Origin of the sequence: Nocardia sp. BMG111209, from assembly GCF_000381925.1 — a bacterium.
Classification (GTDB): domain Bacteria; phylum Actinomycetota; class Actinomycetes; order Mycobacteriales; family Mycobacteriaceae; genus Nocardia.
Genome location: NZ_KB907309.1, coordinates 1,103,212 through 1,130,007, shown reverse-complemented (window position 1 = coordinate 1,130,007; position 26,796 = coordinate 1,103,212). Strand labels below are relative to the sequence as shown.

The 26,796-nt window shown below is 68.6% G+C and carries 23 protein-coding genes; 11 read left to right on the top strand and 12 right to left on the bottom strand.

Annotation, left to right across the window (positions count from 1 at the left end; all coding sequences use genetic code 11):
- Genes G361_RS0136275 through G361_RS0136240 form a run of 8 tightly spaced genes read right to left on the bottom strand, consistent with a single transcriptional unit; the run spans position 1 to position 8,612 of the window.
- On the bottom strand, positions 1–1,170 hold the full coding sequence (locus G361_RS0136275) for an MlaD family protein (protein ID WP_019932054.1): 1,170 nt from the start codon (positions 1,168–1,170) through the stop codon (positions 1–3).
- Complete coding sequence (locus tag G361_RS0136270; RefSeq protein WP_019932053.1) at positions 1,167–2,279, bottom strand: MCE family protein; 1,113 nt, start codon at positions 2,277–2,279, stop codon at positions 1,167–1,169. Before G361_RS0136270 ends, G361_RS0136275 begins: the two co-directional genes overlap by 4 nt.
- Complete coding sequence (locus G361_RS0136265; RefSeq protein WP_019932052.1) at positions 2,276–3,370, bottom strand: MCE family protein; 1,095 nt, start codon at positions 3,368–3,370, stop codon at positions 2,276–2,278. The genes G361_RS0136270 and G361_RS0136265 overlap by 4 nt, the downstream gene beginning before the upstream one ends.
- Positions 3,367–4,386 (bottom strand): MCE family protein, encoded by a 1,020-nt coding sequence (locus G361_RS0136260; RefSeq protein ID WP_019932051.1) that lies wholly within the window; start codon positions 4,384–4,386, stop codon positions 3,367–3,369. Before G361_RS0136260 ends, G361_RS0136265 begins: the two co-directional genes overlap by 4 nt.
- A complete protein-coding gene (locus tag G361_RS0136255; RefSeq protein ID WP_019932050.1) occupies positions 4,374–5,417 on the bottom strand; it encodes an MCE family protein in 1,044 nt (347 codons plus the stop codon). Before G361_RS0136255 ends, G361_RS0136260 begins: the two co-directional genes overlap by 13 nt.
- Positions 5,414–6,916: an MlaD family protein gene (locus G361_RS0136250; protein WP_019932049.1), complete on the bottom strand. Its 1,503-nt coding sequence runs from the start codon at positions 6,914–6,916 to the stop codon at positions 5,414–5,416. The genes G361_RS0136255 and G361_RS0136250 overlap by 4 nt, the downstream gene beginning before the upstream one ends.
- 9 nt (positions 6,917–6,925) lie before the next feature.
- Positions 6,926–7,789, bottom strand: coding sequence for an ABC transporter permease (locus G361_RS0136245; RefSeq protein ID WP_026343929.1), 864 nt, complete (start codon positions 7,787–7,789; stop codon positions 6,926–6,928).
- A gap of 4 nt (positions 7,790–7,793) precedes the next feature.
- On the bottom strand, positions 7,794–8,612 hold the full coding sequence (locus G361_RS0136240) for an ABC transporter permease (RefSeq protein ID WP_019932047.1): 819 nt from the start codon (positions 8,610–8,612) through the stop codon (positions 7,794–7,796).
- 568 nt (positions 8,613–9,180) lie between these two features.
- Here G361_RS0136240 and G361_RS0136230 point away from each other — a divergent pair.
- The 8 genes from G361_RS0136230 (at position 9,181) to G361_RS0136195 (ending at position 19,335) form a co-directional block, all read left to right on the top strand.
- Positions 9,181–9,852, top strand: coding sequence for a trypsin-like peptidase domain-containing protein (locus G361_RS0136230; protein WP_019932045.1), 672 nt, complete (start codon positions 9,181–9,183; stop codon positions 9,850–9,852).
- Positions 9,853–10,222: 370 nt separating this feature from the next.
- Positions 10,223–11,566: a cytochrome P450 gene (locus G361_RS0136225; protein WP_019932044.1), complete on the top strand. Its 1,344-nt coding sequence runs from the start codon at positions 10,223–10,225 to the stop codon at positions 11,564–11,566.
- Positions 11,567–11,867: 301 nt separating this feature from the next.
- Complete coding sequence (locus G361_RS0136220; RefSeq protein WP_369798034.1) at positions 11,868–12,803, top strand: L,D-transpeptidase; 936 nt, start codon at positions 11,868–11,870, stop codon at positions 12,801–12,803.
- A 194-nt stretch (positions 12,804–12,997) separates the two neighbouring features.
- Positions 12,998–13,927, top strand: a complete 930-nt coding sequence (locus G361_RS0136215) for a carbohydrate ABC transporter permease (protein WP_019932042.1) — start codon at positions 12,998–13,000, stop codon at positions 13,925–13,927.
- A 62-nt stretch (positions 13,928–13,989) separates the two neighbouring features.
- A complete protein-coding gene (locus G361_RS0136210) occupies positions 13,990–14,781 on the top strand; it encodes a carbohydrate ABC transporter permease (protein ID WP_081635776.1) in 792 nt (263 codons plus the stop codon).
- Positions 14,782–14,800: 19 nt separating this feature from the next.
- Entirely contained in the window at positions 14,801–16,144 is a 1,344-nt protein-coding gene (locus tag G361_RS0136205; protein WP_155981963.1) for an ABC transporter substrate-binding protein, read from the top strand.
- A gap of 47 nt (positions 16,145–16,191) precedes the next feature.
- Positions 16,192–17,274: an ABC transporter ATP-binding protein gene (locus G361_RS0136200; protein WP_019932039.1), complete on the top strand. Its 1,083-nt coding sequence runs from the start codon at positions 16,192–16,194 to the stop codon at positions 17,272–17,274.
- Between the two features lie 78 nt (positions 17,275–17,352).
- A complete protein-coding gene (locus G361_RS0136195; RefSeq protein ID WP_019932038.1) occupies positions 17,353–19,335 on the top strand; it encodes a M13 family metallopeptidase in 1,983 nt (660 codons plus the stop codon).
- 32 nt (positions 19,336–19,367) lie between these two features.
- Here G361_RS0136195 and G361_RS0136190 read toward each other — a convergent pair whose 3' ends face one another.
- Positions 19,368–20,219 (bottom strand): DUF5753 domain-containing protein, encoded by an 852-nt coding sequence (locus tag G361_RS0136190; RefSeq protein WP_019932037.1) that lies wholly within the window; start codon positions 20,217–20,219, stop codon positions 19,368–19,370.
- Positions 20,220–20,378: 159 nt separating this feature from the next.
- Here G361_RS0136190 and G361_RS0136185 point away from each other — a divergent pair, with 159 nt between their 5' ends.
- Positions 20,379–20,852, top strand: a complete 474-nt coding sequence (locus G361_RS0136185; RefSeq protein ID WP_019932036.1) for a hypothetical protein — start codon at positions 20,379–20,381, stop codon at positions 20,850–20,852.
- A 4-nt stretch (positions 20,853–20,856) separates the two neighbouring features.
- Here the strand turns inward: G361_RS0136185 and G361_RS0136180 are convergent, their stop codons facing one another.
- Positions 20,857–21,390: a DUF4190 domain-containing protein gene (locus G361_RS0136180; protein ID WP_019932035.1), complete on the bottom strand. Its 534-nt coding sequence runs from the start codon at positions 21,388–21,390 to the stop codon at positions 20,857–20,859.
- Between the two features lie 70 nt (positions 21,391–21,460).
- Positions 21,461–22,246 carry a pirin-like bicupin family protein gene (locus G361_RS0136175; protein WP_019932034.1) on the bottom strand — a complete coding sequence of 262 codons (786 nt, stop codon included), beginning with the start codon at positions 22,244–22,246 and terminating at the stop codon, positions 21,461–21,463.
- Positions 22,247–22,573: 327 nt separating this feature from the next.
- Between G361_RS0136175 and G361_RS0136170 the strand changes: the two genes are divergently transcribed.
- Both G361_RS0136170 and G361_RS0136165 read left to right on the top strand, forming a co-directional pair.
- Positions 22,574–23,941: an MFS transporter gene (locus G361_RS0136170; RefSeq protein ID WP_052172989.1), complete on the top strand. Its 1,368-nt coding sequence runs from the start codon at positions 22,574–22,576 to the stop codon at positions 23,939–23,941.
- Positions 23,942–24,107: 166 nt separating this feature from the next.
- Positions 24,108–25,625: a DUF4185 domain-containing protein gene (locus tag G361_RS0136165; RefSeq protein WP_019932032.1), complete on the top strand. Its 1,518-nt coding sequence runs from the start codon at positions 24,108–24,110 to the stop codon at positions 25,623–25,625.
- On the opposite strand, the gene G361_RS0136160 is transcribed toward G361_RS0136165, so the two are convergent.
- A complete protein-coding gene (locus G361_RS0136160) occupies positions 25,613–26,794 on the bottom strand; it encodes a sulfate/molybdate ABC transporter ATP-binding protein (RefSeq protein ID WP_036496440.1) in 1,182 nt (393 codons plus the stop codon). The two genes, G361_RS0136165 and G361_RS0136160, sit on opposite strands and share 13 nt — an antisense overlap.
- Positions 26,795–26,796 lie beyond the last annotated feature (2 nt).

Below are 26,796 nucleotides of genomic sequence, written 5' to 3'. Positions count from 1 at the left end.
TCACCGTACCGGGGGAAGCGTTCGCTCGTTCGGGTCCACCCCGGGCGGCATGTGCGCACCGTTGTTCGGCACATCCGGGCGGGGTGCGTTGACCGCGCCGCGGATCTGCTGATCCGGCGGCGGATTGTCGCAGTAGTTCCACTTCGGCATGGTGCCGTCGCTGACCACCTGCGGCGATACCGGAGCGGTCCGGTACTGGCAGAACGGCCGCGACCAGATGTCGAGCACGGTGTGGAATTCGTTGTCGTGGGCCGGGACTCCGAGCGCGGAACCCCCGATTTCCAGTGCGGGGAACAATGCCCGCAGCGCGGGGGTGCGCAGCTGGGCGGCCCGCGTCATGGCCGCGAAGTTGGCGGCCAGCCGGGTGATCGGATCCGTATTGGTGTCCAGGACCGCGCCCAGCGCCTGCAGCTCCTTCGGGGATCGGTCCAGTACCTGCTGCAATTCGGCGTTGGCGTTGTTGAACTGGTCGAACAGGGTGGCCGAATTGCGGGTCAGGGTCGCCAGATCCGGCTGGGCATGCGAGGTGGTCGCCGAGATCGTGCGCAGATTGGCCAGCAGATTCGTGGTCTGCGGGAGCAGCTTGTCCAGGCCGGCGCTGGCGATCGCGATCCCGTCGATCAGGTTGCGCAGCTGATTCGGGCCGCCGCTGAGGGCGATGTCGAGTTCGCTGAGGATCGTGCCGAACTTGTCCGGATCGATCTGGGCGATCAGCGCGCTGGAATTGTCCAGCACCGACCACACCGGCGTCGGCGTGCTGACCTTCTCCGGATCGAAACGCACCTGCGAGCCGTCGGTGAGGTACGGCCCGTTGCCGTTGTCGGGCCGGAAGTCGATGTACTGCTCGCCCGCGCCGGACAGCGCCTGCACCGACACCTTGGTGTCGCGCGGGATCTTGTACCGGCTGTCGATGTGCGCCTGCGCCGCCACCCCGGCGCCGTTGTCGGTCAGCCGGACCGAGTCCACCTTGCCGATCCGGTAGCCGCGCAGGGTCACGTCGTTACCCGGTTGCAGCCCGCCGGAGCGGTCGAGATGCACCGTCACGGTGTAGTTGGACTGCAACGGGTTCAGTCGCACCACACTGACCAGCAGGTATGTCCCGCCGATCAGCAGCGCCACGGCGAGGCCGAGGTTGGCGACCAGGATCTTGTGCCGGCCGAACCAGCTCATCGGTGCGCCCCGTTCACTCGGTTCTGCACGATCTGGAGCACCTGGACCAGGCTGCCCGCGAAGTCCTGCAGATCGCGCAGGTCCCAGAACTTGCTGGTACCGGGCGCGGAGAGCAGGGCGACGTCCAGACTGGTGACATTGACCTGCGCCGCGAGGGTACTGCCCTTGAAGGTGGTGTCCGCACCGGGCCGCACCTGATGCAGCGCGTCCATCAGCGCGCCGAAGTTGTCGCCGGTGGCCGCCAGCGCGTTCATCAGCTTGGTGGTGCTGTCGAGCAGACCGGCCAGCTGATCGGTGGAGGTGTTCGCGTAGTCACCGAGCGCGGCGCTGGTGGTGGACAACTTGGTGAGCAGTTGCCCGATGTTCTGGTCGTTCTCCGCGATCGCGCCGACCATCTGCGGCAACGAGTTCGCGACCTGGCCGAGTTCGTCGTGATGGGCCTGGAGGGTGCCCGCCAGATCGTGGAAACCGGCAAGCACGTCGTCGACGCGCTTCGAATTGCTGTTCAAGTTGGCGGTGACCGCGGTCAGCTGCTTCACCAGATCGCCGACCTGGTCGGCCCGGCCGCCGACCGCGGAATCCAGTTCCGAGGTGAGCTTTCCGATCGCCGCGATCCCACCGCCGTTGAACAGCATCGAGACCGACATCAGCAGTTCCTCGACGGTCGCACCCGCCGCGGTCTGCTCGATCGGGAGGGTGTCGCCGTCGTGCAGCAGTACCGCGCCGGGTTCGGTCCGCGGCTTGGACACCGCGACGAACACATCGCCGAGCGGGGTGGCCTGCCGCAGTTCCGCCGTACTGCCCCTGGGCAATTCGATGTCCTTGCGGATCTTCAGGTCGACCACGGCCTGGAAGTTCTTCGTCTCGATGTGGGTGACCACGCCGACATCGGAACCGCCGATCTTCACCTTCGCCTGATCCGGGAGGTTCAGCGCGTTGGTGAAATACGCTCGGATGGTGTAGGTCTCGCCGGACTGCCCGGGTTTGGGCAGCGGCACGTTCTCGACGGTGATGCCGCAGCCCGACGCGGCGCCGAGCGCGGCGGTGACCGCCACCGCGACCGCGCTACGCCGGAACATCCACTGCCGCCGGTGGTTTCGCTGAGTCATTTGGTCATCTCCAACAGCGCGGCGGAAATTCCGAAGTCCGGGCCGAAGTCCTCGATCCGGCCGGTGCGGCAGCCGTCGGCCTTCATCTGGATCCGTTCGCAGAACAGGCTCACCACCTCACCGCTCAGCGCGGTGCCGAGCAGCGCGTGCAGGCGGACATACCCCTGCTCCCGGTTCATCGCGCGATCCATGTTCTGGAACAGCATCGGTGTCACGTCCACGACCTCGGTGATGCCCACGGCGTTGTCGCGCAGTTGCCGGGTCACCGTGGTGAGCTTGTTCAGGGTGTCGGCCAGCTGCTCCTGATGCGCCGACAGCGTGCCGCTGGTGTTGGCGAGGAAGGCGCTGAGCTGTTTCAGCGTCGCCTGCAGGCCCGGGGCCTGATCGGCGAGCAGCCGGGTCAGCTGGGTGGTGCGATCGCTGAAATCCCGCACGGATCGGTCGTTCTCGGCCAGCATCGTGGTCAGATCGTTGAGCTTGACGATGATGGTCGAGATCGCGTCCTTGTTGTCCACACCCACCTTCAGCGCGCCGGACAGCGCGTTCAGGGTGTCGCGCATCTTCTCGCCGTTGCCGTTTAACATCGGGTACAGCACCCGCCCGGACAGCGGGCCGATACCCTCCTGTCCCGGTTGCGGTTTCAGCGCCGCCGCGAACTGATCGATGGTCTGCAGCAGGGTGTCGAGTTCGACCGGGGTGCGGGTCTGCTCGACGGTCAGATGCGAATTGTCCGGCAGCGCCGGGCCGCCGGTGTACCGCGGGCTCAGCTCGATGTGCCGGTCGGTCACGATCGACGGCGAGATCAGCGCCGCCGTCACGTTTTTCGGCAACTTCACGTCCGAGTCGAGGCTGATGTGCACCTCGACGAACTCACCCTGCGGGATGATCTTGTCCACCTTGCCGACCTCGAGGCCCAGCACGGTCACCGGATTGCCCTCGAACATGCCCGCGATGTTGCGGAAGTCGGCGGTGATGTGGGTGGTGCCGCCGACCGCGTCGCGCACCGAACCCGGTACCAGCGAACAACTTCCGGCCACCAGGGCCGTCAGGGCGAGGAGAACCGCGCGCAGGGCGGTGATCCGTAGCGTCATCCCTGGCACCCTTCTGCCACCCGGGCCAGACACAACCAGTTGTCCGGGAACAACCACGGGATGCCGACCTCGCCGTAGTTGCCGTCGCCGAAGGCGTTGCTCAGGTACCGGACCGCCGGCGGCATCGTCGACAGCAGGCGGTCCAGGTTGTCCTTGTTCTTCTGCAGGCCGGAGGCCATCGTGTTCAGCTGGTCCAGCGTATTGCCGAACTGGTCGCCGTTGTCGGCGCCGATCTGCTGCAACTGCGCGGTCAGCGACGCGATGTTGTCCAGCAGCTGCCGCAGCAGGGCCTGGCGCTGCATCACCCGGTTGGCGATGGCCTCGCCCTGGGTGATCACCAGCAGCACGCTGTTGCGGTTGTCGCCCAGGATCTTGGTCACGGTGTCCAGATCCTTCAGCAACCCGTCCACCTGTTCCTTGCGGTCGTCGATCACCTTGGCCAGGGCGCCGATACTGTCCAGCGACTGGGCGGTCAGCTGAGCGTTGCCGCCGAGCTGCTGGTTGATCACGTTCAGCGATTCGGCCAGTTTGGCGGTGTCCAGCGCCTCGAAGCGCGGGGTGCCCTCCTGGATCACATCGGCGAGGTTGTACGGCACCGACGTGTTGGTCTTCGGGATCCGATGCCCCGTCAGGCCCTTGCCGTCGCCCGGATCGAGGTCGACGTAGTGGGCGCCGAGCAGCGTCGCCAGTTTGATGGTGGCGTGCGCGTCGTTGCCGAGTTTCACGTCGTCACCGACCCGGAGGGTGAGCAGGACATGGTCGCCCTCCAGCTTCGCGCCGGTCACGCTGCCCACCGGCACACCCGCCACGTTGACCTTGTCGCCGGTCCGCACGCCGGCGGTCTGGGCGAATTCGGCGTAGACGTCCTGATGGCCGATGCCGAGCCGGCCCCAGCTGGTGGAGGCCACCAGCAGCGCCACGATCAGCACCGCACCGCCGAGGCCCAGCCAGAAGAACCGATTCTGATCGAAGCGCCTGCGCATCCCTGCCCCGAAATTCGTCGTCACGGCCGGCACACCGCCGACTGGGAGGTGCCGCCGATCTGCGAGAACATGCCGCGCGGGAACAGCACCCCGTAGAGCGAGACGTCGAGGCGGCAGATGTAGGCGTTGGCGTAGGCGCCCTCGGCGGTGAACCGCCCGGCGTCGGAGAGGATCGACGGCAGGTCGATCGCCGCCTGATCCAGCTTGGCGCCGTTGGCGAGCAACAGGGTCAGCGCGTCGGTGCTGGCGTTCTGGGTGGCCGCCAGCTCGGACTGGATCCCGCCGACCATGGTCACCAGGGAACCGGTGGCATCGGCGATCTGCTGGGTCGACTGTTGCAACGACTGCCCCTGTTCGTAGAGTCCGCCGATCAGGGCGCGGGTCTGGGTCACCAGGGTCTCCAGTTCGTCACCGCGCTTGGCCAGGCCGCCCATCACGCCGGACAGATTGGTGATGACATCGGTCAGGATGACGTCGCGCCGCTGGAAGTCGGTCGCCAGCGCCGCCGCCTGGGTGATGAAGGCGCTCAACGAGACCCCGTCACCCTGCAACGCCTGGATCAGCGTGTTGGACAGATCGTTGACCTGCTGCGGCGACAGCACCTGGAACAGCGGCTGGAAACCGTTGAGCAGACCCGAGATGTCGAACGACGGCTCGGTGTGGTCCAGCGGGATGCCGCCCTTGTCGCGCAGCGGCGTGGCCGGGCCCTTGTCGCCCGGGGCCAGCGCGAGATACCGCTGACCGATCAGATTCTGGTATCGCACCAGCGCTTTCGTGGTGCCGTACAGCGTCTGATCGCGCTGGACGACGAATGTCACCTTGGCGACGGACTTCCCGGCCTGCGCGTCGTGACCGAGTTCGATCTTCTCGACCTTGCCGACCCGGACCCCGGCCATCCGCACATCGTCGTTGGCCCGCAGTCCGAGCACATCCGAGAAGGTCGCGGTGTACGTGCTGGTGGCGCCGGAGACGCTGCGCGCCAGGGTGTTCCACACCAGCAGGATGACCAGGACGGAGACGATGCCGAACAGGCCGAACCCGATCAGCGGCTTGCGGATGCTCATCGATCGGTACCGCCCTCAGTCACTCGCAGCTGTCCGCCGTCCAGGCCCGCCCGCAGCAGCAGATATTCCAGTGCGGTCGGGCGGCGGCCGAGCAGCTTCGCCAGGGCCGCATCGCCGGTGTAGGCGATCTGGCCGGCGTGCGAAGGCTGTTGCGGCGCAGCCGGATCCGGTGCCGGTGCGGCGGCGCCGGCCGGCTGCTGCGGCGGGGCGGCCGGTGCGGGCGCCATCCCGGGCAGGCCGGCGAGCAGGCCCGCCAGCGGGGTGCCCGCGAGCGGATTCGGCAGGGCCGCACCGGGTGTCGCGGCGGCCGGCGGCGGCGCGGCGGCCAGGATGTCGGGCAGCCCCGGCATCGGCACCACGGGCGGCAGGCCCTTGGCAGCGTCGAGCGCCCGCGGCTTCAGGGCATCGGGCAGGTGGCCGGGGTCGGCGACCGCGGGTGCGGTGGCGCAACTCGGCCCGGCGAGGTCGCCGTAGCGCGGGCAGTCGGCCGCCGTGTACGGATCCCAGGGGGTGAAGGTCACGCCGGCGTTCCACACCATCTGATGCTGCGGACCCCAGGTGAAGGTCGTCTGCAACGCGCGGGTCGACCGGTTGAGGTTGACGATGGCCCCGGTGATCGCGCTCGGATCCGCGGCGAGCGAGCCGAACATGTCGCCGACGCCGGCCGTGATCTGCTTGCCCACATCGGGATTCGCCGCGAACAGCGTGTTCACCCGGTCGACGGTGGCGCCGGCGCCGGTGATGAGGGCGACCAGCTGACCGCGCTTGTCGGCGATGGTCTGCGCGGTCTGCACCGAACTGGCGAGCACGTCCATCAGATCCGGGGCCGAGGTGTTCAGCGCCTTCAGCGAGCCGGAGAGATCGTCGAACAGCCCGGCCTCGTCGGGCACCGCGGCGCGGGTCTGCACCAGCCAGTCGTCCAGCCGTTCCACGGTGGATCCGGGCGGGCGGCCGTTGCCGTCCAGGGCGTAGGTCAGGGTGGTCAGCGAGCGGCCGAATTTGATCGGATCGATCTTGTCGAGGATGTCGCGGACGGTGGTCAGCGTGTCCTGCAGCGCGATCGTGCCCTCGCTGCGGTCCTCGTCGATGGTCGAGCCCGCGCGCAGATGCTGTGCGTCCGGCCCGTTGTAGACCAGTTCGACCGAGGTGACGGCGAACAGATTGCTCGGCACCACCCGGGCGGTGACGTTGGCCGGTACCCCGTCGGAGTACTCCGGCCGCATCTCGATGTGGACCTGTTGCAGTTCGCCTTTCGCGGCGACCGACACATCCTTCACCACACCCACCAGGACGCCGCGGAACTTCACGTCGGCGTTCTCGGGCAGGCCGTCACCGGTGGTGGTGAGGTTGGCGGTGACCGGCACCGCCGAATGCATCACCCAGCCCTTGTACCGGGCCAGCAGGAAACTCAGGATCACGGCGAACACCGCCAGGCCCGCCGCCCCGGCGATCAGCAACTGCCGTACGGAGGGGCCGCGGCCGCTCGGATCGATGATCATGACGCCCTCCTATCCCGAGATCCGGATCCCGGGGTTGACGCCCCAGACTGCCAGCGTGATGAACAGATCCGCGAAGACCACCGCGATGATGCAGTACTTGATCGCGCGGCCGGCCGCGACACCGACGCCCTCCGGGCCGCCGGAGGCGAAGAATCCGTAGTAGCACTGGATGAACGTCGTGATCGCCACGAACACCAGGGCTTTCAGCAGCGACCAGAGCACGTCCTGCGGTACCAGGAATTGGTAGAAGTAGTGCTGGAAGGTGCCGGTGGCGGTGCCGCCGATCAGCGAGACGGTGGCCGCGCAGGACAGGTAGGCGATCGGCAGGGCCAGGGAGTACAGCGGGATGATCGCGATCATCGCGGCGATCATCCGGGTGCTCACCAGATACGGCAGCGGCCGGATGGCCACCGACTCCAGCGCGTCGATCTCCTCGGAGATCCGCATGGCGCCCAGTTGCGCGGTGAACCGGCAGCCCGCCTGCGCGGCGAATGCGAGCGTGGCCAGCATCGGGCCCAGTTCGCGGGTGGTGGCGAAGGCGGAGATGGCGCCGGTGATCGGGCTGAGCCCCAACAGGTTCAGCGAGTTGTAGCCCTGGATGCCGACCGTCATACCGCCGAACGCGGAGAGGATCAGCACGATGCCGATGGTGCCGCCGCCGACGATGAGATTGCCGTTGCCCCAGGTGACATCGGAGAGCAGGCGCCAGACTTCGTTCGGATAGTGCTTGAGCGCCATCGGCATCGAGCCGATCGACCGGAGGAAGAAGAACACCTGGTGCCCGATGCGGGCGAGCCAGTCCCGGGGCGCCGTGGCGGCCGTCCGGAGCCGTCCGAGAGGCCGCAGCAGCGGCGGCACATAGGTCGAGGACACCGGATCACACCATCTGTGGGGGGAACAAGCTGTTGTAGATCTGGGTGGCGATGAGGTTCACGCCGAACAACATCACCGCCGAGAGCACCACCGCCGTGTTCACCGAATTCGCCACGCCACCGGGACCGCCGCGGGTGTTCAGCCCGGAATCACAGGCGATGATCGCGGCGAGCAATCCGAAGATCAGCGATTTACCCAGTGCGACAAGCAGATCCGCGGTCACCGCGAAGGAGGAGAAGGTGCCGACGTAGGAGCCGGGGGTGCCGTTCTGCGCGAAGATGTTGAATACATAGCCGGTCAGGAAGCCGACGAAAACCACGAAGCCGCAGAGCAATACGGATACCAGCATGGCCGCGCCGAGCCGCGGGGCGACCAGCCGCCGCAGCGGGTCGACGCCCATCACCTTCATGGCGTCGATCTCCTCGCGGATGGTGCGGCTGCCGAGATCGGCGCAGATGGCCGATCCGACCGCACCCGCGATCATCAGCGAGGTGACCAGCGGCGCGCCCTGCTGGATGATGCCGAGCCCGTTGGCCGCGCCGATGAACGACGTGGCGCCCACCTGCCCGGCCACCGAGCCGACCTGGATCGACACGATGACACCGATCGGGATGGCCACCAACAGGGTCGGCGCCGCGGCGACGCTGGTCATGAACGCGCACTGCCGGATGAACTCGGCGAAGGGGAAGCGGCCCCGGACGATCGAGACGAACAACTCGGTGACGGCCTGCATACCCATCACGATCTGGCGGCCGAAGGTTTCGAACGAACGCTTCGGATGGTCCTGCCAGTAGGCCCGCGTCCAGTCGACGGCTCCACTCATTCTGGTCGTCGCGGGACTCGATGTCCCACCCGGACTGTTCGCGAACTGCACCGGCTACCCCTCTCGACGTCGGTTGCCTGCCCCGACGACTTGTTGCTCACGGCACCCTACTACGGAGTTTGAAAAAACACATCGGAAAGTGTGCCGGTCGCCACAGATCCGAATCACCCCGTCTGACCCGCTGTGATGTGTGACATCGGACTGTCTGTGTTCACAATGGAACCGCGTTGCGATCGGGATATTTCGGAACGATCGCGGCAAAATAATCCGGACCAGGCAACCAATTTCAAGGAAAGAATTCATCGAAAAAGCTTCGGCGCCCGTCGAGTGTGGACGAGACTATCCGGGTGACAACTCCCGAGCCGCTTTACGGCGTCACTCGCACCGGGCATCCGACGCGCCGTGCCAACCGGAAAAACCGGGCACCGTCGCGGACCCCCGCGACATCCCGATTGTCCGCATCGATCCGGCGAAGCGTACGGCCGGGCGCGCCGTGTCCGGGCGCGAATACTGACAGGATGTAGTAGTACATGGTTGGTATCGTGCGGCTTCCGACAGCTGGAGGGACATGTTGACAAAACTCGCCAGGGCGGTGCGAACCGCCTTCGTCGTCGCCCTGGGCGCGGCGCTGCTCGGGACGGGACCCGGTGTGGCGCAAGCGGATCCGGACGCGCCGGTGATCGGTGGCGGTTCCGGCATCATCATCGACAACCAGTTCGAGTGCACGGTGACCACCGTGGGGCACGACCACACCGGCCGGCTGGTCGGCCTGACCGCCGGGCACTGTGGCGACGCGGGTGCGCAGGTCTGGGCCGAACAGGCCAGGGGCGCCGGAGTTATCGGCAAGTTCGTCTACTCCAACCACGATCTCGACTACGCGGTCATCCAATTCGATCCGGACCGCATCACGCCGGTCAACCGGGTCGGCAACCTGACCATCACCAATCTCGGTGCGCCCGCGCAGTTCCCGGCGGTGGTCTGCAAGGAGGGCCGCACCACGGGCAACACCTGCGGTATCGCCTGGGGCGACATCTTCCAGACCGATGAGACCTGGACCCAGATGTGTGTCGTCGAAGGCGATTCCGGCGCACCCGTGGTGGTGGGTACCACCCTGGTGGGCATGGTGAACGCCTACCTCGCGATGGCCTGCTTCGGGCCCGAGGTCGGCACGAACACCAGCGCGATCTTCAACGACCTCAACGCGCGCGGCGGCATCGGCTCCGGGTTCTACCCGATCTGATCCGGCTCGTTCGTCGGTCCGCACCACACCACCCGGGAGCTCCCTGCCGCCTTCGCGACAGGGAGCTCTCGTTTCATGGCAGACCAGTATGTTTTTTCCGTTCAGATCGAACCGGACAACCGACCTGTTCGTGTCCAGCACTATGGGTGGTCAAGGTTCCGAAGGGGTAGCGGGGCGTCGGCACGGGGCTCTGCCCCCAATACCCCCTGAGCATCGTGATACCGGCTCGGCAGTAGCGAGCTGCCCGGGCGCACGCGCGTCCGAGCCCCGTGATCATCGCCCGGACGGTTCCGGACCGGAGCCGCACCGTGCGGACCCGGCCTCGGGTACGTCCCGGGCCGACCCGGTTCCCGAACGCAGCGGCACCCGGATGCGCGTGCCCCGGGCGATGTTGCTGCACTCGGTGGCGGCCGGGGCCGATTTCGATCGGTACTTCCGCTGGCGGCGTACCCGCGACGGAGATCCGTTCGCCGTCCGATTCCCCGGTTTCGGGCGGGTGCTGTTCACCGGGACCCCCGAGGGCGCCAAGGAACTGCTGCGCGCGCCGGTGTCGCTGCTGGTCCCGCCGCGGCCGAATCCGATCGAACCGCTGGTCGGTTCCGCCTCGGTGATCCTGGCCCGGGACGAACGACACCGGCGCACCCGCGAACTCCTCGCCCCGGCCTTCCACGGCAGCGCGATCGCGTCCTTCGCCGAGGCGATCCGCGACGCCGCCGACGCCGAGATGGACGGGGTACGCACGGGCGTGCCCTGGCAGCCGGGAGTCCGGCTCGATCTGCGGTCCGCCGCCCGCGCCATCACGCTGCGGGTGATCCTGCAGGCGGTGTTCGGACTGTCGGATCCCCGGCGACGCGCCGAGTACACGAAGGAGGTCGTCGCCTATCTGACCGCCTTCAGCGGGCCGCTGCTGCTGGTACCGGCGCTGCGACACGGCGCGTTCGGGCGGACGCCCTGGGATCGCTTCGTCGCGGCGCGGACCCGGCTGGACGCGCTCATCACGGCCGATATCGAGCGCCGGCGCGGCGAGACCACCGCCACCACCGACATCCTGGGCACCCTGCTGCGGGCCCGCTACGCCGACGGCGGCGAGATGCCCGTCGACGAGCTGAGCGAGCAGTTGCGCACCTTCCTGGTCGCCGGGCACGAGACCACCGCCACCAGCCTGGTGTGGGCGCTGTACTGGTTGTACCGGCAACCGGAGACGCTGCGCCGGCTGCGCGCCGAACTGGCCGCGGCCGCGGGCGCCGAGCCCGACGATCTGTCCCGGCTGCCGTACCTGGACGCGGTGTGCAAGGAGACGCTGCGGATGCATCCGCCGGTCCCGATCGTGTTGCGGCGCTTGATCGGACCGTTCACGCTGCGCGGCGTCGACCTCGCCGCCGGGGACAACATGGGTATCGTGGTGTCGCTGCTGCACTCGGATCCCGACGTCTTCCCGGACGCCGCCGAGTTCCGGCCGGAACGTTTCCTCGAACGCCGCTACACCCCGTTCGAATTCGCCCCGTACGGCGGCGGGCATCGGCGCTGTCTCGGCGCCTCGCTGGCCGAGTACGAGTTGCGAATCGTGCTGGCGACCTTGCTGAGCCGGGTGGAACTGGCGCCGACGGCGCGCTATCGGCGCGAGCGGATCCCGCGTACGGTGCCACACAACATCGCCACCGGCCCGCAACGTGGCATGACATTCGACGTCATAGCAAACCTGCAACACGAGTGATTTGCGTCACGTTTGCTGTTCGGACATTTCCGGCCTCGCGGCAAACGGCCAAGTCGCGGCCCGCGCCGACTCGCCGATCCGAACACCGCATTCACCGGTCGCCGGAGACCGGGTGGCGTGCATGTGACTCGACGCATACCAGGGAGCCTGTTTCCATTACCGCGAGAACATGATTGGCGCACACGGACCGGCAAGGTACTAATGGACCCGGCGTCGGGGACTCGCCGGAAACTGATTCGCCACGTTCGGAGCATCGGATACGAACGGGGCGGAAGTACGAGAGGACTGTAGGGCTGTGCGCATCAACACCGGTCGGCAATCCGCCCAGAACGGGACCGCCAGATCCGCGACGAGCAGGACCACCCGAATCGGGGTGCTGGCACTGACCGTCACGGCCGCGGGCGCCGTATTCGCCGGGCCGGGCGTCGCCGCCCCGCTGTGGCCGGGCGGGCCGGATATCCCGGGCGCACCCGCCGCGGTGCAGACCCCGCCGCCGGAGAACGGCGCGGCGCCGGTGAAGAATCCGCCCGCGCTGCCCGCGGCCAACTTCGCCGCCCCCGGCATCAGCCCCGGCGACGGTGACGTCGTCGGTGTGGCGCAGCCGATCATCATCAACTTCAAGGATCCGGTCACCGATCACGACGCGGCCGAGAAGGCCATCCGGATCACCTCCAGCAACGCCACCCACGGCCACTTCTACTGGGAGGGCGACAAGCAGGTGCGCTGGCGGCCGGAGGAGTTCTGGCCGGCCAACTCCGACATCACCGTCGAGGCCGCGGGCACCAAGGTCGGCTACAAGATCGGCGACGAGGTGATCACCACCGCCGACGACGCCACCCACACCATCACGATCACCCGCAACGGCGAGGTCGTGAAGACGATGCCCACCTCGATGGGCAAGGTCAAGCACGAGACGCCGAACGGCATCTACTACGTCGGCGAGAAGAACCGGAAGATGATCATGGACTCCTCCACCTACGGGGTCCCGGTCGATTCGCCCGAGGGCTACAAGGTCGACGTCGAATGGGCGACCCGGTTGTCCAGCAACGGCATCTTCGTGCACGCCGCGCCGTGGTCGGTCGCCCAGCAGGGCGTATCCGACGCCAGCCACGGCTGTCTGAACGTGAGCACCGCCGACGCGCAGTGGTTCTTCGAGAACTCGCAGAAGGGGGATCCGGTCGTCGTGCAGAACTCCACCGGCACCTTCACCGGTGACGGGATGAGCGACTGGAACTGACCGCGAGGCAGTGAAAGCGAGCCGGACAGCCTGGCGGACCCTAGGATTCGCCCATGTCCGGCTCGCTCGATCCCGCCTCCGGTTCCGCTGACGCGGCACGGTCCACGACCACCGCTCCTGGTGCACACGAACCGTTCACAGGTCCGGCATCTCGGATTTTCCGGTCATTTGCCGGAGGGCGGCAGGCTGCCGCAGTGCGCACCGGTCCCGAGCGAGTTCTGCCCCAGCATCGCGCCCGGGGACTGCGGGGCCGTCCGTGGACCGACTACGGGCTGTTCCTGGTGCTCGTGGTGCCGAATCTCGCACTGCTGGCGGTCTTCGTCTACCGGCCGCTGATCGACAACATCCGGCTGTCGTTCACCGACTGGAACATCTCCGATCCGCTGGCCCACTACATCGGCGTCGCGAACTACCGGGAATGGTGGGGGCGCCACGACAGCTGGCAGATCGTCGGCAACACCGTGGTCTTCACCGTCGCCGCCGTCGTCGGCAGTATGGTGCTGGGTCTGGGCCTGGCGATGCTGCTGGATCGGAAGCTGTTCGGCCGCAACGTGGTTCGCTCGATCGTGTTCGCGCCGTATGTGATCTCCGGCGCGGCGATCGGCATCATCTTCCAGTTCATCTTCGATCCCAGCTTCGGCCTGGCGCAGGATGTGCTGCACCGCATCGGGATTCGGCACGTGCCGGACTTCTACCAGGATCCGCACTGGGCCATGGTGATGATCACCGTCACCTACATCTGGAAGAACCTGGGCTACAGCTTCGTGATCTATCTGGCCGCGCTGCAAGGGGTTCGGCGCGAGCTCACGGAGGCCGCGGAGATCGACGGGGCGAGCCGGCTGACCACCTTCACCCGGGTCCTGTTGCCGCAGTTGCGGCCCACCACCTTCTTCCTGTCGATCACCGTGCTGCTCAACTCGTTGCAGGTCTTCGACATCATCAACGTGATGACCCGCGGCGGGCCGCTGGGCACCGGCACCACCACGATGATCTACCAGGTGTATCGGGAATCCTTCGTCAACTTCCGGGCCGGTTACGGCGCGACGGTGGCCACCATCATGTTCGTGGTGCTGCTGATCGTCACGCTGCTGCAGGTCCGGGTCATGGATCGGGGTGAGCAGTGAGCGAGGCCGCGACCGCGTATCGCCGGCGGGAGCGCGCCGCCACGCTGTTCGGCTACGCCGCGATGGTGTGCGTGCTGATCATCGTCGGGGTGCCGTTGTTCTGGGTGCTGATCACCTCGTTCAAGGGGCGGCCGGACATCTACACCCAGCCGGCGGTCTGGTGGCCGCACGCCTGGCATCCCGGCAACTTCCACGAGGCGACCACGACGCTGCCGTTCTGGCAGTTCCTGCGCAACTCGCTGATCATCACCGCGGTCATCGCATCGGTGAAGTTCGTCCTCGGCATCCTGAGCGCGTACGGCCTGGTATTCCTGCGGTTCCCGGGCAAGAACATCGTCTTCCTGGTGATCATCGCGGCGCTGATGGTGCCGAACCAGATCACCGTGATCTCCAATTACGCGCTGGTCGCCCAATGGGGCTGGCGCAACAGCTATCAGGGCATCATCGTCCCGCTGTGCGGGGTGGCGTTCGGCACCTTCCTGATGCGCAACCACTTCCTGTCGCTGCCCACCGAGGTGATCGAGGCGGCCCGGATGGACAACGCCGACTGGTGGCGACTGCTGACCCGGGTGGTGCTGCCCATGTCGGGACCCACCATGGTCGCGTTCGCGGTGGTCACGCTGGTGAACGAGTGGAACGAATATCTGTGGCCGTTCCTGATGTCCGACGATGCCCGGGTCGCCCCGCTGCCGGTCGGACTGACCCTGCTGCAGAACACCGAGAATCCGAGCGTCACCAACTGGGGGCCGGTGATGGCGGGCACCCTGCTCACCATGGCGCCGATCCTCGTGGTGTTCCTGATCCTGCAACGTCAGATGATCAAGGGCCTCACCTCCGGTGCGGTCAAAGGTTAGTCCCCACAAGGAGATTCACGTGTCCCCCTCGTCCAATGGCACTGCCCGTCTTCCCGCTCTGTCCCGGCGCGGGTTCCTCGGCGTGGCCGGCGCGGCCGCGGCCGGGCTGGCGCTGACCGCGTGCGCGGGCAGCGGTGGCGGCTCGAAGCAGTCCGGCAGCTCGAACACCATCACCTTCTGGTCCAACCACCCCGGCACCTCCAGGGATCTGGAGACCGAGATCATCAACCGCTTCCAGGCCAAGAACCCGGACCTGAAGGTCAACCTGATCGACGCGGGCAAGAACTACGAGGAGGTGGCGCAGAAGTTCAACGCGGCGCTCTCCGGCGGGGAACTGCCCGATGTGGTCGTGCTGTCCGACGTCTGGTGGTTCAACTACGCGCTGACCAAAGCCATCGAGCCGCTGGACTCGCACTTCTCCGCGGCCGGGGTGAACGTCGCGGACTACGTCGACACCTTCGTCGGCGACTACAAGTTCGCCGGCAAGACCTGGGCACTGCCCTACGCGCGGTCGACCCCGCTCTTCTACTACAACAAGGATCTGTGGAACAAGGCCGGCCTGCCGGACCGCGGCCCGCAGAGCTGGCAGGAGTTCGACGAGTGGGGCCCGAAGTTGCAGAGCCTGGTCGGCGACGGCAAGTGGGCACACGGCTGGGGTGACGCGAAGAACTACCTGGCCTGGACCCTCCAGGGCCCGAACTGGACCTTCGGCGGCGCCTACTCCGACCAGTGGACGCTGAAGTTCAACGATCCGCACACCATCGCCGCGGGCAACTACCTGCGCGACTCGATCAACGGCAAGAAGTACGCCAGCATCCGGCCGCAGATCGCGGTCGACTTCGCCACCGGCGTCATCGCCTCCACCATCGCGTCCACCGGTGACCTGCGCGGTATCACCAAGAACGCGGCCGGCAAGACGGAGTTCGGCACGGCGTTCCTGCCGCATCCGAACGGTCCCGGCGTCACCACCGGCGGTGCGGGCCTGGCGATTCCGTCGCGGATCTCCGACGAGCGCAAGGCCAACGCGCTGAAGTTCATCGACTTCGCCACCAACGCGGCCAACACCGCGTACTTCACCCAGGGCACCGGATACATCCCGGTCCGCAAGTCGGCGCTGCAGGATGCCAGCGAGCAGGACTTCCTGTCGAAGAACCCGAACTCCAAGACCGCCTTCGATCAGCTGGCGACCACCAAGTCGCAGGACTACGCCCGGGTGTTCCTGCCCGGCGGTGACCAGATCATCGGCACCGGCCTGGAGCAGATCGGCCTGCAGAACAAGGATGTGACCTCGGTGTTCGCCGACGTCTCGAATCAGCTGCAGGCCATCTACGATCGCCAGATCGGCCCGAAGCTGCCGAAGTAGCAGCCGCCCCAGCCCACTCCCGCCCGACCCCAGGAGACCGAATCCGTATGGCCACGGTGCAATTCGACAGTGCCACGCACCTGTACCCCGGCGCGGACGCCCCTGCGGTCGACGGCCTGGACATCGAGATCGCCGACGGGGAGTTCCTGGTCCTCGTCGGCCCGTCCGGATGTGGGAAATCGACCAGCCTGCGGATGCTCGCCGGGCTGGAATCCGTCGAACGCGGCCGCATCCTGATCGGCGGCCGCGACGTCACGGGCCTGCCCCCGCGGGCCCGTGACGTGGCCATGGTCTTCCAGAGCTATGCGCTGTACCCCAATATGACCGTGGCCGAGAACATGGGCTTCGCGCTGCGCAACGCCGGGGTGAGCCGGTCCGGCACCCGGGAGCGGGTGCTCGAGGCCGCCCGGATGCTGGAACTCGAGGAACTGCTGGACCGCAAACCCGCGAAACTGTCCGGCGGGCAGCGGCAGCGGGTCGCGATGGGCCGCGCCATCGTGCGCCGCCCGCAGGTGTTCTGCATGGACGAACCGCTGTCCAACCTGGACGCCAAACTGCGGGTGAGCACCCGCGCCCAGATCGCCGCCCTGCAGAAGCGGCTCGGCACCACCACCGTCTACGTCACCCACGACCAGGTCGAGGCGATGACGATGGGGCATCGGGTCGCGGTGCTGCGCGACGGCACCCTCCAGCAGGTCGCCTCGCCGCGGGAGCTGTACGACGATCCGGTGAACGCCTTCGTCGCCGGTTTCATCGGCTCGCCGGCGATGAATCTGCTGGACGCGCAGGTCACCGAGGGCGTCGCGGTGATCGGCGATCTGCGCGTCCCGGTGCCGCGCTCGATCACCGGCCGCGACCGGGTGCTGGTCGGCATCCGGCCCGAGGCGTGGGAGATCGCCACCGATCCCACCCACGCGCTGGCGCTGGAGGCGGAACTGCTGGAAGAACTCGGCGCCGAATCCTTCGTGTACGCGCACGGTATCCACGAGCACTGGTCCAGCCGGTCGGGGCGGGTGGTGGCCCGGGTCGACCGGCGGTTCCGGATCGCGCTGGGCGAGAAGCTGCTGCTGACGCCGAAGGCCGACGAGATCTTCTTCTTCGACGCCGGCACCGAGGAACGCCTGCGCTGAGCGGAACGCCGTCGGTACCGATCCGACGGGTCCACGCGGTAGGGGCGCGACCCGGCCCGGATCGGCATACTGGACGGCGTGACTTCAGACGCGAGCATTCCCTCCGGTATCGATCTGGACTACCGCGACACCGCCGTCCGGGTGCAGGACGACCTGTTCGCGCACGTCAACGGCCAGTGGCTGGATGCGTACGAGATTCCGGCGGACCGCGCGGTGGACGGCGCCTTCCGGGCCCTGCACGATCAGGCCGAACTCGATGTGCAGGCGATCATCCAGGAGGCCGCGGCCGCCGTCGCGCCCGCCGGCAGCGAGGAACGCAAGATCGGCGACCTGTACAGCAGCTTCATGGACGAGGAGGCGGTGGAGGCGGCCGGGCTCGGCCCGATCGCCGAGGAACTCGCCGCCGTCCGCGCGGTCACCGATCGCGGCACGTTCGCGGCGCTGCTGGGCCGGTTGCAGCGCACCGGCGTCGGCGGCGCGGTGGCCGTGTACGTCGACACCGACGACAAGAACTCGCAGCGCTACCTCGTGCACGCCACCCAGTCCGGCCTCGGCCTGCCGGACGAGTCGTACTACCGCGGTGACGATTTCGCGGCGATCCGCACCGAATACCTCGCGCACATCGGCCGGATGTTCACCCTCGCCGGCATCGATGCCGACCCGCAGCGGGTCCTCGCGCTGGAAACCGCGCTCGCGGCCGGGCACTGGGACGTGGTGCGCCGCCGCGACGCCGAATTGAGCTACAACCTCACCACCCTCGGCGAGCTGGCCGCGGCGAATCCGGAATTCGACTGGGCCGGCTGGATTTCCGAGCTGGCCGCGGGCACCGACCGGTCCGGGGCCGAACTGTTCGCCGAAATCGTGGTGCGGCAACCGGATTACCTGCGCGCCTTCGCCGGGCTGTGGGCCACCGAATCGATCGAGGACTGGCAGGCCTGGGCGCTGTGGCGGGTGTTGCGTTCCCGCGCACCGTATCTGACGGCCGCCGTGGTGGCGGAGAACTTCGACTTCTACGGCCGCACCCTCACCGGCGCCCAGGAGAACCGCGAGCGCTGGAAGCGCGGCGTCTCCCTGGTGCAGGACCTGCTCGGCGAGGCGGTCGGAAAGCTGTACGTGGCACGGCATTTCCCGCCGGAGGCCAAGGCCCGGATGCAGGACCTGGTGGACAACCTGATCGAGGCCTACCGCCGCAACATCACCGACCTCGAGTGGATGGGCCCCGACACCCGACAGGCCGCGCTGGCCAAACTGGAGAAGTTCACCCCGAAGATCGGCTACCCCGACCGCTGGCGCGACTACGACGCGATCCGGATCGACCCGGCCGATCTGGTGGGCAACTACCGCAACGGCTATGCGGCCGAACACGATCGCGATCTGAACAAGCTCGGCGGCCCGGTCGACCGCACCGAGTGGTTCATGACCCCGCAGACGGTCAACGCCTACTACAACCCGGGCATGAACGAGATCGTCTTCCCCGCCGCCATCCTGCAGCCGCCGTTCTTCGATCTGCACGCCGACGACGCGGCCAACTACGGCGGGATCGGCGCGGTGATCGGCCACGAGATCGGTCACGGCTTCGACGATCAGGGCAGCAAGTACGACGGCGACGGCAATATGGTCGACTGGTGGACCGATGCCGACCGGGCCGAATTCGCGCTGCGCACCAAGGCTCTGATCGACCAGTACAGCCAGTTCTCGCCGAAGGACCTGTCCGACAACCACACTGTGAACGGCGAGTTCACCATCGGCGAGAACATCGGTGACCTGGGCGGACTCTCGATCGCCCTGGCGGCCTACCGCATCGCCCTCGGCGACGCCCACCCCCCGGTGCTCGACGGCCTGACCGGCCTGCAACGGGTCTTCTTCGGCTGGGCCCAGGTGTGGCGCACCAAATCCCGGACCGAGGAGGCGATCCGGCGCCTCGCCGTCGACCCGCACTCCCCGCCGGAGTTCCGCTGCAACGGCGTGGTCCGCAACCTCGACGGCTTCCACGAGGCCTTCGCCGTACAACCCGGCGACGACCTCTACCTGGAACCCGATGAGCGCGTGCGGATCTGGTGACACCGCCGGGGCCGGTCGCTGCCGACCGGCCCCTAGGCGCGGGCGTACCGCCGGATCAGGGCCAGGGAATCCGCGCGGCCGAGGGAGCCCTCCAGCGCCCGCCGATAGGCGAAGCCCAGGTCGCCGAGCCGGTCCGTGTTCTCCACCGCCCCACCGATGAGCGAACCCTCCGACCAACCGAAGGTCGGTAGCGTCGGCGACGCGAAGTCGAGCAGATGGAAGCCGGATCCACCGAGTACGGCGCCGGTCTCGCCGCGGAAGGGGAGTACCCGGACCTCGACGGTGTCCAGTTCGTCGATCAGTCCGGCGAGGTATTCCAGTTGTCCCCGAAGCACTTTCGGGCCGCCGACCTGTTGCAGCAGCGACGCCTCGCCGACCAGGGCGATCAGTTCCGCCCGATCCGCGCCGCGCAGCCGCCGCTGTCTTCGCATGCGGACCTCGACCAGTTGTTCCACCTGCACCGGGCGGATCGTCACGTCGGCGCGGATCAGGGCGCGGGCGTAGTCCTCGGTCTGGAGCAGGCCCGGGAGCACCAGGCTGTCGTAGCTGCGGATGGTCGCCGCGCCGTATTCCAGGCCGTAGTAGCGCTGTAGTTCGGGGCCGATCAGGGCGGCGGCCCCGGCCCACCAGCCGCGTTCCCGGCCGGTCGCGAGCAGGGTGAGCAGTTCTGCGCGCTCCGCGGCGGAGACGTCCAGCAGGTCCAGGACCGGGCCGATGGAGTTCGCGGTCAGGACGCGGCGGCCCTTCTCGACGTGGGACCAGTTGGCCGGGGTGAATCCGGCGCGGCGGGCGAAGGTCGCGGAATCGAAGCCGCGGCGTTCTCTCAGTTCACGCAGGCGCAGGACCAATTCCCACCGGGCAACCGTGGGGGACAGCGGAGCCATGGAGGGTCATCGTACGCCCGGAGCCGTCCGGCGTGTGACTATTGTCATTCCCCCGGACCGGTTATACGGTCTGTGCATCGGTGACCACGTCGTTCGGTGATGTCCCGGCTGTCCGGCCGGCTGTTCATATCGCGTCGATGCAGAGATGGGGTTGCCTTCATGAGCACGCTGGACCCGCCGGCCGCCTGTGCCGATGCCGAGGAGGCGTTCGTCCGCTGCCGTGGTTACCGCCGGGAGAACGGGTTGTACGGCGTGGTGGAGCCGGCGCTCGGGCGAATCATGTTGGACGTCGGGGCGGTCGGCGCCGTGAGTATGCCCGCCGGACTGGGCGCCGGGGTGCGCGCGCTGCTCGCCGCGGCCGGCCGGGGCGGGCCGGTCATCGGGCATCCGCGCTCGTCGCGCTGGACCTTCCTGACCGGGCCGGCCGGCGCATCCGCGCAGGACACGACGCTGCTCGCCGAATTGTTCCATCTCGGCGCGAATCTCGCCGTGCCCGGCGCCGGTGTCGTACTGCCCTCACCCGCCGACGAGCGGACGGGTTACCGGATCTGGATCGATCCGCCGGTGGGCGCCTTCCGGCCCGAGGTGGCCGCCGTGCTCGACGCCGTCCGGCGGCGGCGGGCGGCCCGCTGAGGCGTCAGCGTGCGGGAGTGGGGGTCAGCGTGATGCTGTACCGGTTCTCCAGGGTGTCCTGGAAATCCTGGGAGCACTTGTCGATCTTCGCCTGGTCGCCCTTGGCGTTCTGCACGCAGTCGTAGTAGTCCTTGCCACCGCTCTGCACGAAGATGTTGCCGTAGATCACGCCGATCACGATGCCGCCGATCAGGCCGAGCAGTCCGAGGATGAGCCCGGTGATCGCCATACCGCCGCCGGCGGCGGTTCCCCTGCGCGCCTTGATCGTCGCGATGATGCCGAAGATCACCGCCAGCAGTCCGAGCAGTACGCCGCCGAGGACGGTCAGGAAGCTCAGCAGCGCCAGGATGCCCAGGACCAGTGCCGTGATCGCGAGGCCCCGGCTGCGCGACTCCTGCCAATACTGTTGTCCCGGTGGGGGATACTGGCCGGGCTGGGGGCCGGGGTAACCACCGGGATACTGTCCGGGCGGATATTGGCCGGGAGGCGGGTACTGTCCGGGCGGGGGATAGTTACCAGGGGGCGGGTACTCCGTCACCGCTGTCCTCTCGTTCTACGGTCGGCCACCGGGCGACCCGGCGGCGTCGACTGGTAGTCGACTGTAGAGGTTATCGGCCGCCGAGCCGCGCGTGCATCTCCCACACCAGAATTTCCGACGGAACTTCGGCCACGATCCGCTGACCACCGGTGCGGGTCAGTCGCACCGCGTCGCCGGCGTACAACGTGCCGGTCCCCTCCATCCGCACCTGCCCGCGCGCCACGAACAGATGCAGGAACAACGCCTCGGGCAGGCCGACCGTCGCACCCGGCTCCGGCATCCGGGCCACGTGCAGCGCCGAATGGGTCGAATTGATCGCGATGGCGGCGCGCTCGCGGTAGCGCGGCAGTCCGGACGCCACCGTCACCAGCCCGCCGCCGGCCAGCTCGTCATCGATCTCGAGTTGCTGATAGCCGGGGGTGAGTCCGGGTTCGTCCGGCACGACCCACATCTGCACGAAATGCACCGGCTCGGTGTGCTCGGCGGTACCGCCCTGGGCCGGTGGCAGCCGCCACGAGTCGTTCTTCTCCGAGTGCAGGATGCCGGTGCCGGCGCTCATCCGCTGCGCCAGGCCCGGATAGACGATTCCGGCGTGCCCGAGCGAGTCCTGATGGACCAGGGAGCCGTCGAGCACCCAGGTGACGATCTCCATATCGCGGTGCGGATGGGTGTCGAACCCCTGACCCGGCAGCACGATGTCCTCGTTGTTCACCAGCAACAGCCCGTGATGGGTGTTCTCCGGGTCGTAGTGCTCGCCGAACGAGAACGAATGCTTCGAATCCAACCACGCCACACGGGTTTTCATGCGGTCACCGCCGCGATGCACGTCGATGTGTGGTGTCGTGAGTGTGGACACCGTGGTCCTCCTCTCGGGCCGAGCACCGATCACCCCGCGGAGCAGGCGTGCGCTCCGCACCCCACCGAGCAATTACCAGTAAATTCTAGCCTGGCGCCGACCGGGCCCCGGACCCGTGATCGCCGCCACGACCCGCCGAGCATCCCCCGGCGCCCGCCGGACAGGTTTCCGTTCGTCCGCCCCGGCGGGCCGTACGGACGCCGGAAACCGTATCATGATGTGCCGCAACGCAACCGGAGGAGAACCGCTGATGCGACCCGACGCGCCCGGATGGGCCGGGCGCGGCCCGCGACGGGTGGCCCCGCCGGCCCGCCGGGACCGGGCTCGATGACCGATTCCCGAGGGCGCCGCGCGGCCTGGCTCGCGGGGGTGCGCCGGCCCGGTGTGCTGCGGCTGGCGCTGGTCCGATTCGCCGGTCAGTTCGGCGACGGCATGTTCCAGGCCGCGCTCGGCGGCGCGATCCTGTTCAACCCGGAGCGGGAGACCGATCCGCTGGCCATCGCCGGTGGATTCACGGTGCTGCTGCTGCCGTATTCGATCATCGGCCCGTACGCGGGCGCCCTGCTCGACCGCTGGGACCGGCGGACGGTCCTGCTGGTCGCGAATCTGCTGCGGGCCGTGCTGATCGGCGTGACCGCCGTGGGCCTGCTGAGCGGCATTCCCAACCTGCCACTGGAGCTGCTGGCGCTGGCCGTGATCGGGATCAGCCGGTTCGTCCTGGCCGGAGTGTCGGCCGCGCTGCCCCGGGTGCTGGCGCCGAATCTGCTGATTCCGATGAATTCGGTGCTGGCGACGGTGGCCTCCGGCTGCGCCGCGGCGGGTGCGGCGCTGGCCGTCGCGCTGATCGGCGCGCTCGGCAGCGGGAATCTCGCCTCCGCCGTCGCGACGGGCGGCAGTGCCGTCGGCTCGGTACTCGGGGCGCTGGCCGCGGCGAGTTTCGGGGCGCGGGTGCTCGGACCCGACGCCGAGGGACAGCAGCGCGAGAACATCAGCTCGCTGCGCGCGATCCTCACCGGACTGCGGACCGGCGCCCGTGCGGTGTGGGAGTCGGTCGAATGCACCACAGCGATGATCGGTGTCGCCGCGCACCGGATCGTCTTCGGCGCGGACACCCTGATCATGGTGCTGGTGCTACGGCGCGATCAGAGCGCGGGCCTGTCGCTGCACAGCGGGCTGGGCGGATTCGGCGTCGCGATCGCCGCCGCGGCCTCCGGGATGCTGGTCGCGGCCGTGGTGGCCCCGCTGCTGATCCCGCGCCTGGGCCGCCCGCGCACCGTGGCCGCCGGGCTCGTGACGGCCGTCGTGGTGCAGGCGCTGCTGGTCACGCCCGTCACGATGTCCGGCGGGCCGGGCGACCGGCACGCTTACCACCTCCTGCTGGCCGGCGCCTTCCTGCTCGGGCTCGCCGGTCAGACGATCAAGCTGACCGGCGACGCCACCCTGCAACTCGATGTCGAGGATGCCCGCCGCGGCCAGGTGTTCGCGTTGCAGGACACCATCTTCAACGTCGGCTTCGTGCTGGCGGTGGCGGTGGCGGCGCTGATCGTCCCGGCGGACGGGCGCTCGGTGCCGGTCGCGCTGGCCGGCGCCGGTGTCTACGCGCTCGGCGTGGTCGCGGTGATCCTCAACGGCCGGCGGGCGGGCGCCCGGCCCGGATCCGAGGCGCCGGGGCCCGCGCGGCCGCTGCCGCGGTAGCCGGTCCGCGCGGAATTCCCTTCGCGTCGCGATGTATTCGGGCGTACCCGTCGATTAGATTGATGGGCGCTGTGTCCGGTCCCGGCCGGATGTCCGGGTCGCAGTGCGTGCTCACCGCCGCGCGGACGGCAGTCGTCACGCAGGCATCGAGGAGGACCGAGACATCATGGGGCTGTCCCCGCGCCGAACGGCCGTGCCCGCCCTGTTCGGGGTGCTGGCGTCGGGCGTCCTGACGTTGCCGGCCGTCGCCGAACCCGCCGCCTGGGCTCCCCGGCCGGTGAACGCCTGTGGCGAAATCGGTTTCGATCCGCTGTCCCGTAAGCCCGATCCGCTGGCGCCGCCCGCGCCGCTGCTGCCGCCGAGTATCGATATCCCCGTCCCGGTGCCGAAGGTGACGATGGTGCCGGTCCCCGGGCCGAAGCCCGACAACACCCGCATCGACGCGCCGGCGCTGCCCGCGGATCCGTGCGGCGCGCCGTGTCCCGACGTCCGCAACAGCCTCGGTCCCGATCCGGCCGGCGCCGCGAACCTCCCGCCGTTCGCGCTGCCGCAGGTCCAGATCAAACCGGAGATCGAACCCATCCCGATCCCGGTGCCCGGCGGCGATCCCCAGCCGCCCGAACCCCCGCCGGCCCCGGTGGTCCATCCCGCCGAACCCGGTGCGGTCGCGCCGGCCGTGCCGCCCCGGCAGGTGCGATCCGTCGAGCTGGTCAACCAGGTGACCGGCCACGGCTCGGTCAACCGGACCGATGTGCGGTATCAGGTGGACGGCACCGACCTCGGACTGATGTGGGAGACCAAGCCCGGCGAGGTGGCCGTCGTCTTCGGCGACACCTTCGGCAAGGGCTGGCAGCCCGGCGGCGCCGGGGCCGAGGATCAGGACTGGCGCAGCAACGTGCTCGGCTACAGCACCGGTCGCGACCTGTCCAAGGGCCTGGTCATCGACTCGATGGTGCAGGACCGGCGCTGCCACGCGGCCGAACTGCTGGACAGCCGCAAGATCAAGAACTTCGAGACCACCACCATCCCGACCTCGGGATTCGCCCTCGGCTCACGGCAGTTCCTGACCTACATGTCGATCAACCACTGGAGCCGGATCCCGGGCATGTGGATCACCAACCGCGGTGGCCTGGCCTACTCCGACGACGACGGCCGCACCTGGGTCAAGGATCGGTACGCCGAATGGGACAACGTCTTCGGCACCGACCGATTCCAGGTCGGCGCGATGGTGCCGCACGGTGACCACGTCTACCTGTTCGGCACCCCGAACGGGCGCGTCGGCGTGGTCGGCCTGGCCCGGGTCGCGAAGTCCGAGATCCTGAACAAGTCCGCGTACCAGTACTGGGTCGACGGCACCTGGGCCCCCGCCGCCGAGAATTCGGCGACCCCGCTGTTCACCGGCCTGGCCGGTGAGCTGTCCGCCCGCTTCGACGATTCCACCCAGCAGTGGCAGCTGGCCTATCTGGACCCGCTGCGGCACGCCATCGTGCTGCGCACCGCGGCCCAGCCGCAGGGCACGTGGACCGACGGCGCCGCCCTGATCGATACCGACGACTATCCGACCGCATACGGCGGCTTCATCCATCCGTGGTCGAGCGGCCGGGACCTGTACTTCACCGTGTCGGCCTGGAACACCTACAACGTCTATCTCATGCACGCCACGCTGGACGATCAGCACGGATAGACGTGCACCTCGGTGGCCTTCACCACGAAGTACACCGAGACCCCGGGAGCGAGCGCCAGTTCGGCCACCGCCCCCGGGGTGAGGTCGGCGACCAGCCCGGCGCCCCCGTCGGCCCGGTCGGCGGCGTGCACCCGCACCGTCCCGCCCCGATCGCTCAACTCGGCAATCCGCACCCGGAACACATTGCGCGGACTGCCGACCGGCGCCTCCCGATAGACGGCGACCGCGGCCGGGGAGAACACCGCCGCCGCCCGGCCACCGGCCACCCATTCCCCGTCGCGCCGGCCCGAGACGATGTCGTCGCCGCACTGGACCGCGCCGATCCCGGTATCGGTGGCGCCCGCGAGCGGTACGGCAGCCGGTCCCGGGGGCCCCGGCGGGACGGCGATGCCGATCAGCAGGTTGACCCCGGCGACGCGGGCCGCGAATTCGCTGCGCGGACGGGCGAGTACGTCGCCGACGGGGCCGTGCTCGACGATGCGGCCGGACTCCAGCACGACCACCCGGTCGGCCAGCGTCAGCGCGTCGACGATGTCGTGGGTGACCAGGATCGCGGTGGGTGCGCGGCGATTCCGCGGTGCGGCAGGGGATTGCGCGGCATCGGCGGTGGGGCGCAGGACCCGGCGCAGCAGGGCCCGCATCGCGACCGCGACGGTCACGTCCAGCGCGGCCATCGGCTCGTCCAGCAGGATCAGTTCCGGCGTGACCGCGAGGGCCCGCGCCAGGGCGACCCGCTGCGCCTGGCCGCCGGACAACTGAGCCGGTCGGCGACGGGCGAATTCGCTCGCGTCCACCGCGGCCAGCCACTCCCGGGCGGATGCGGCGGCGACGCGGCGCGAGACACCGCGGCTGCGCGGGCCGAAGGCCACGTTCGCCGCGACCGACAGATGCGGGAACAGCAGCGGATCCTGCGCGAGCAGGGAGATCCGGCGCCGATGCGGCGGTACCGCAATGCCTTTCGCGACATCGGTCAGGTCGCGGTCGTGCAGCCGCACCCGGCCGCTGTCCGGAATCAGCAGGCCCGCGACCACATCGAGCAGCGTCGACTTTCCCGCGCCGTTGGGCCCGAGTACCGCCAGCACCTCGCCGGGCCGCACGGACAGGTCGACCGACAGGCCCCGCTCGGCGACCCGGGCCGAAACCTCCAGTCCGGCAGCCGGTTCCATCATGT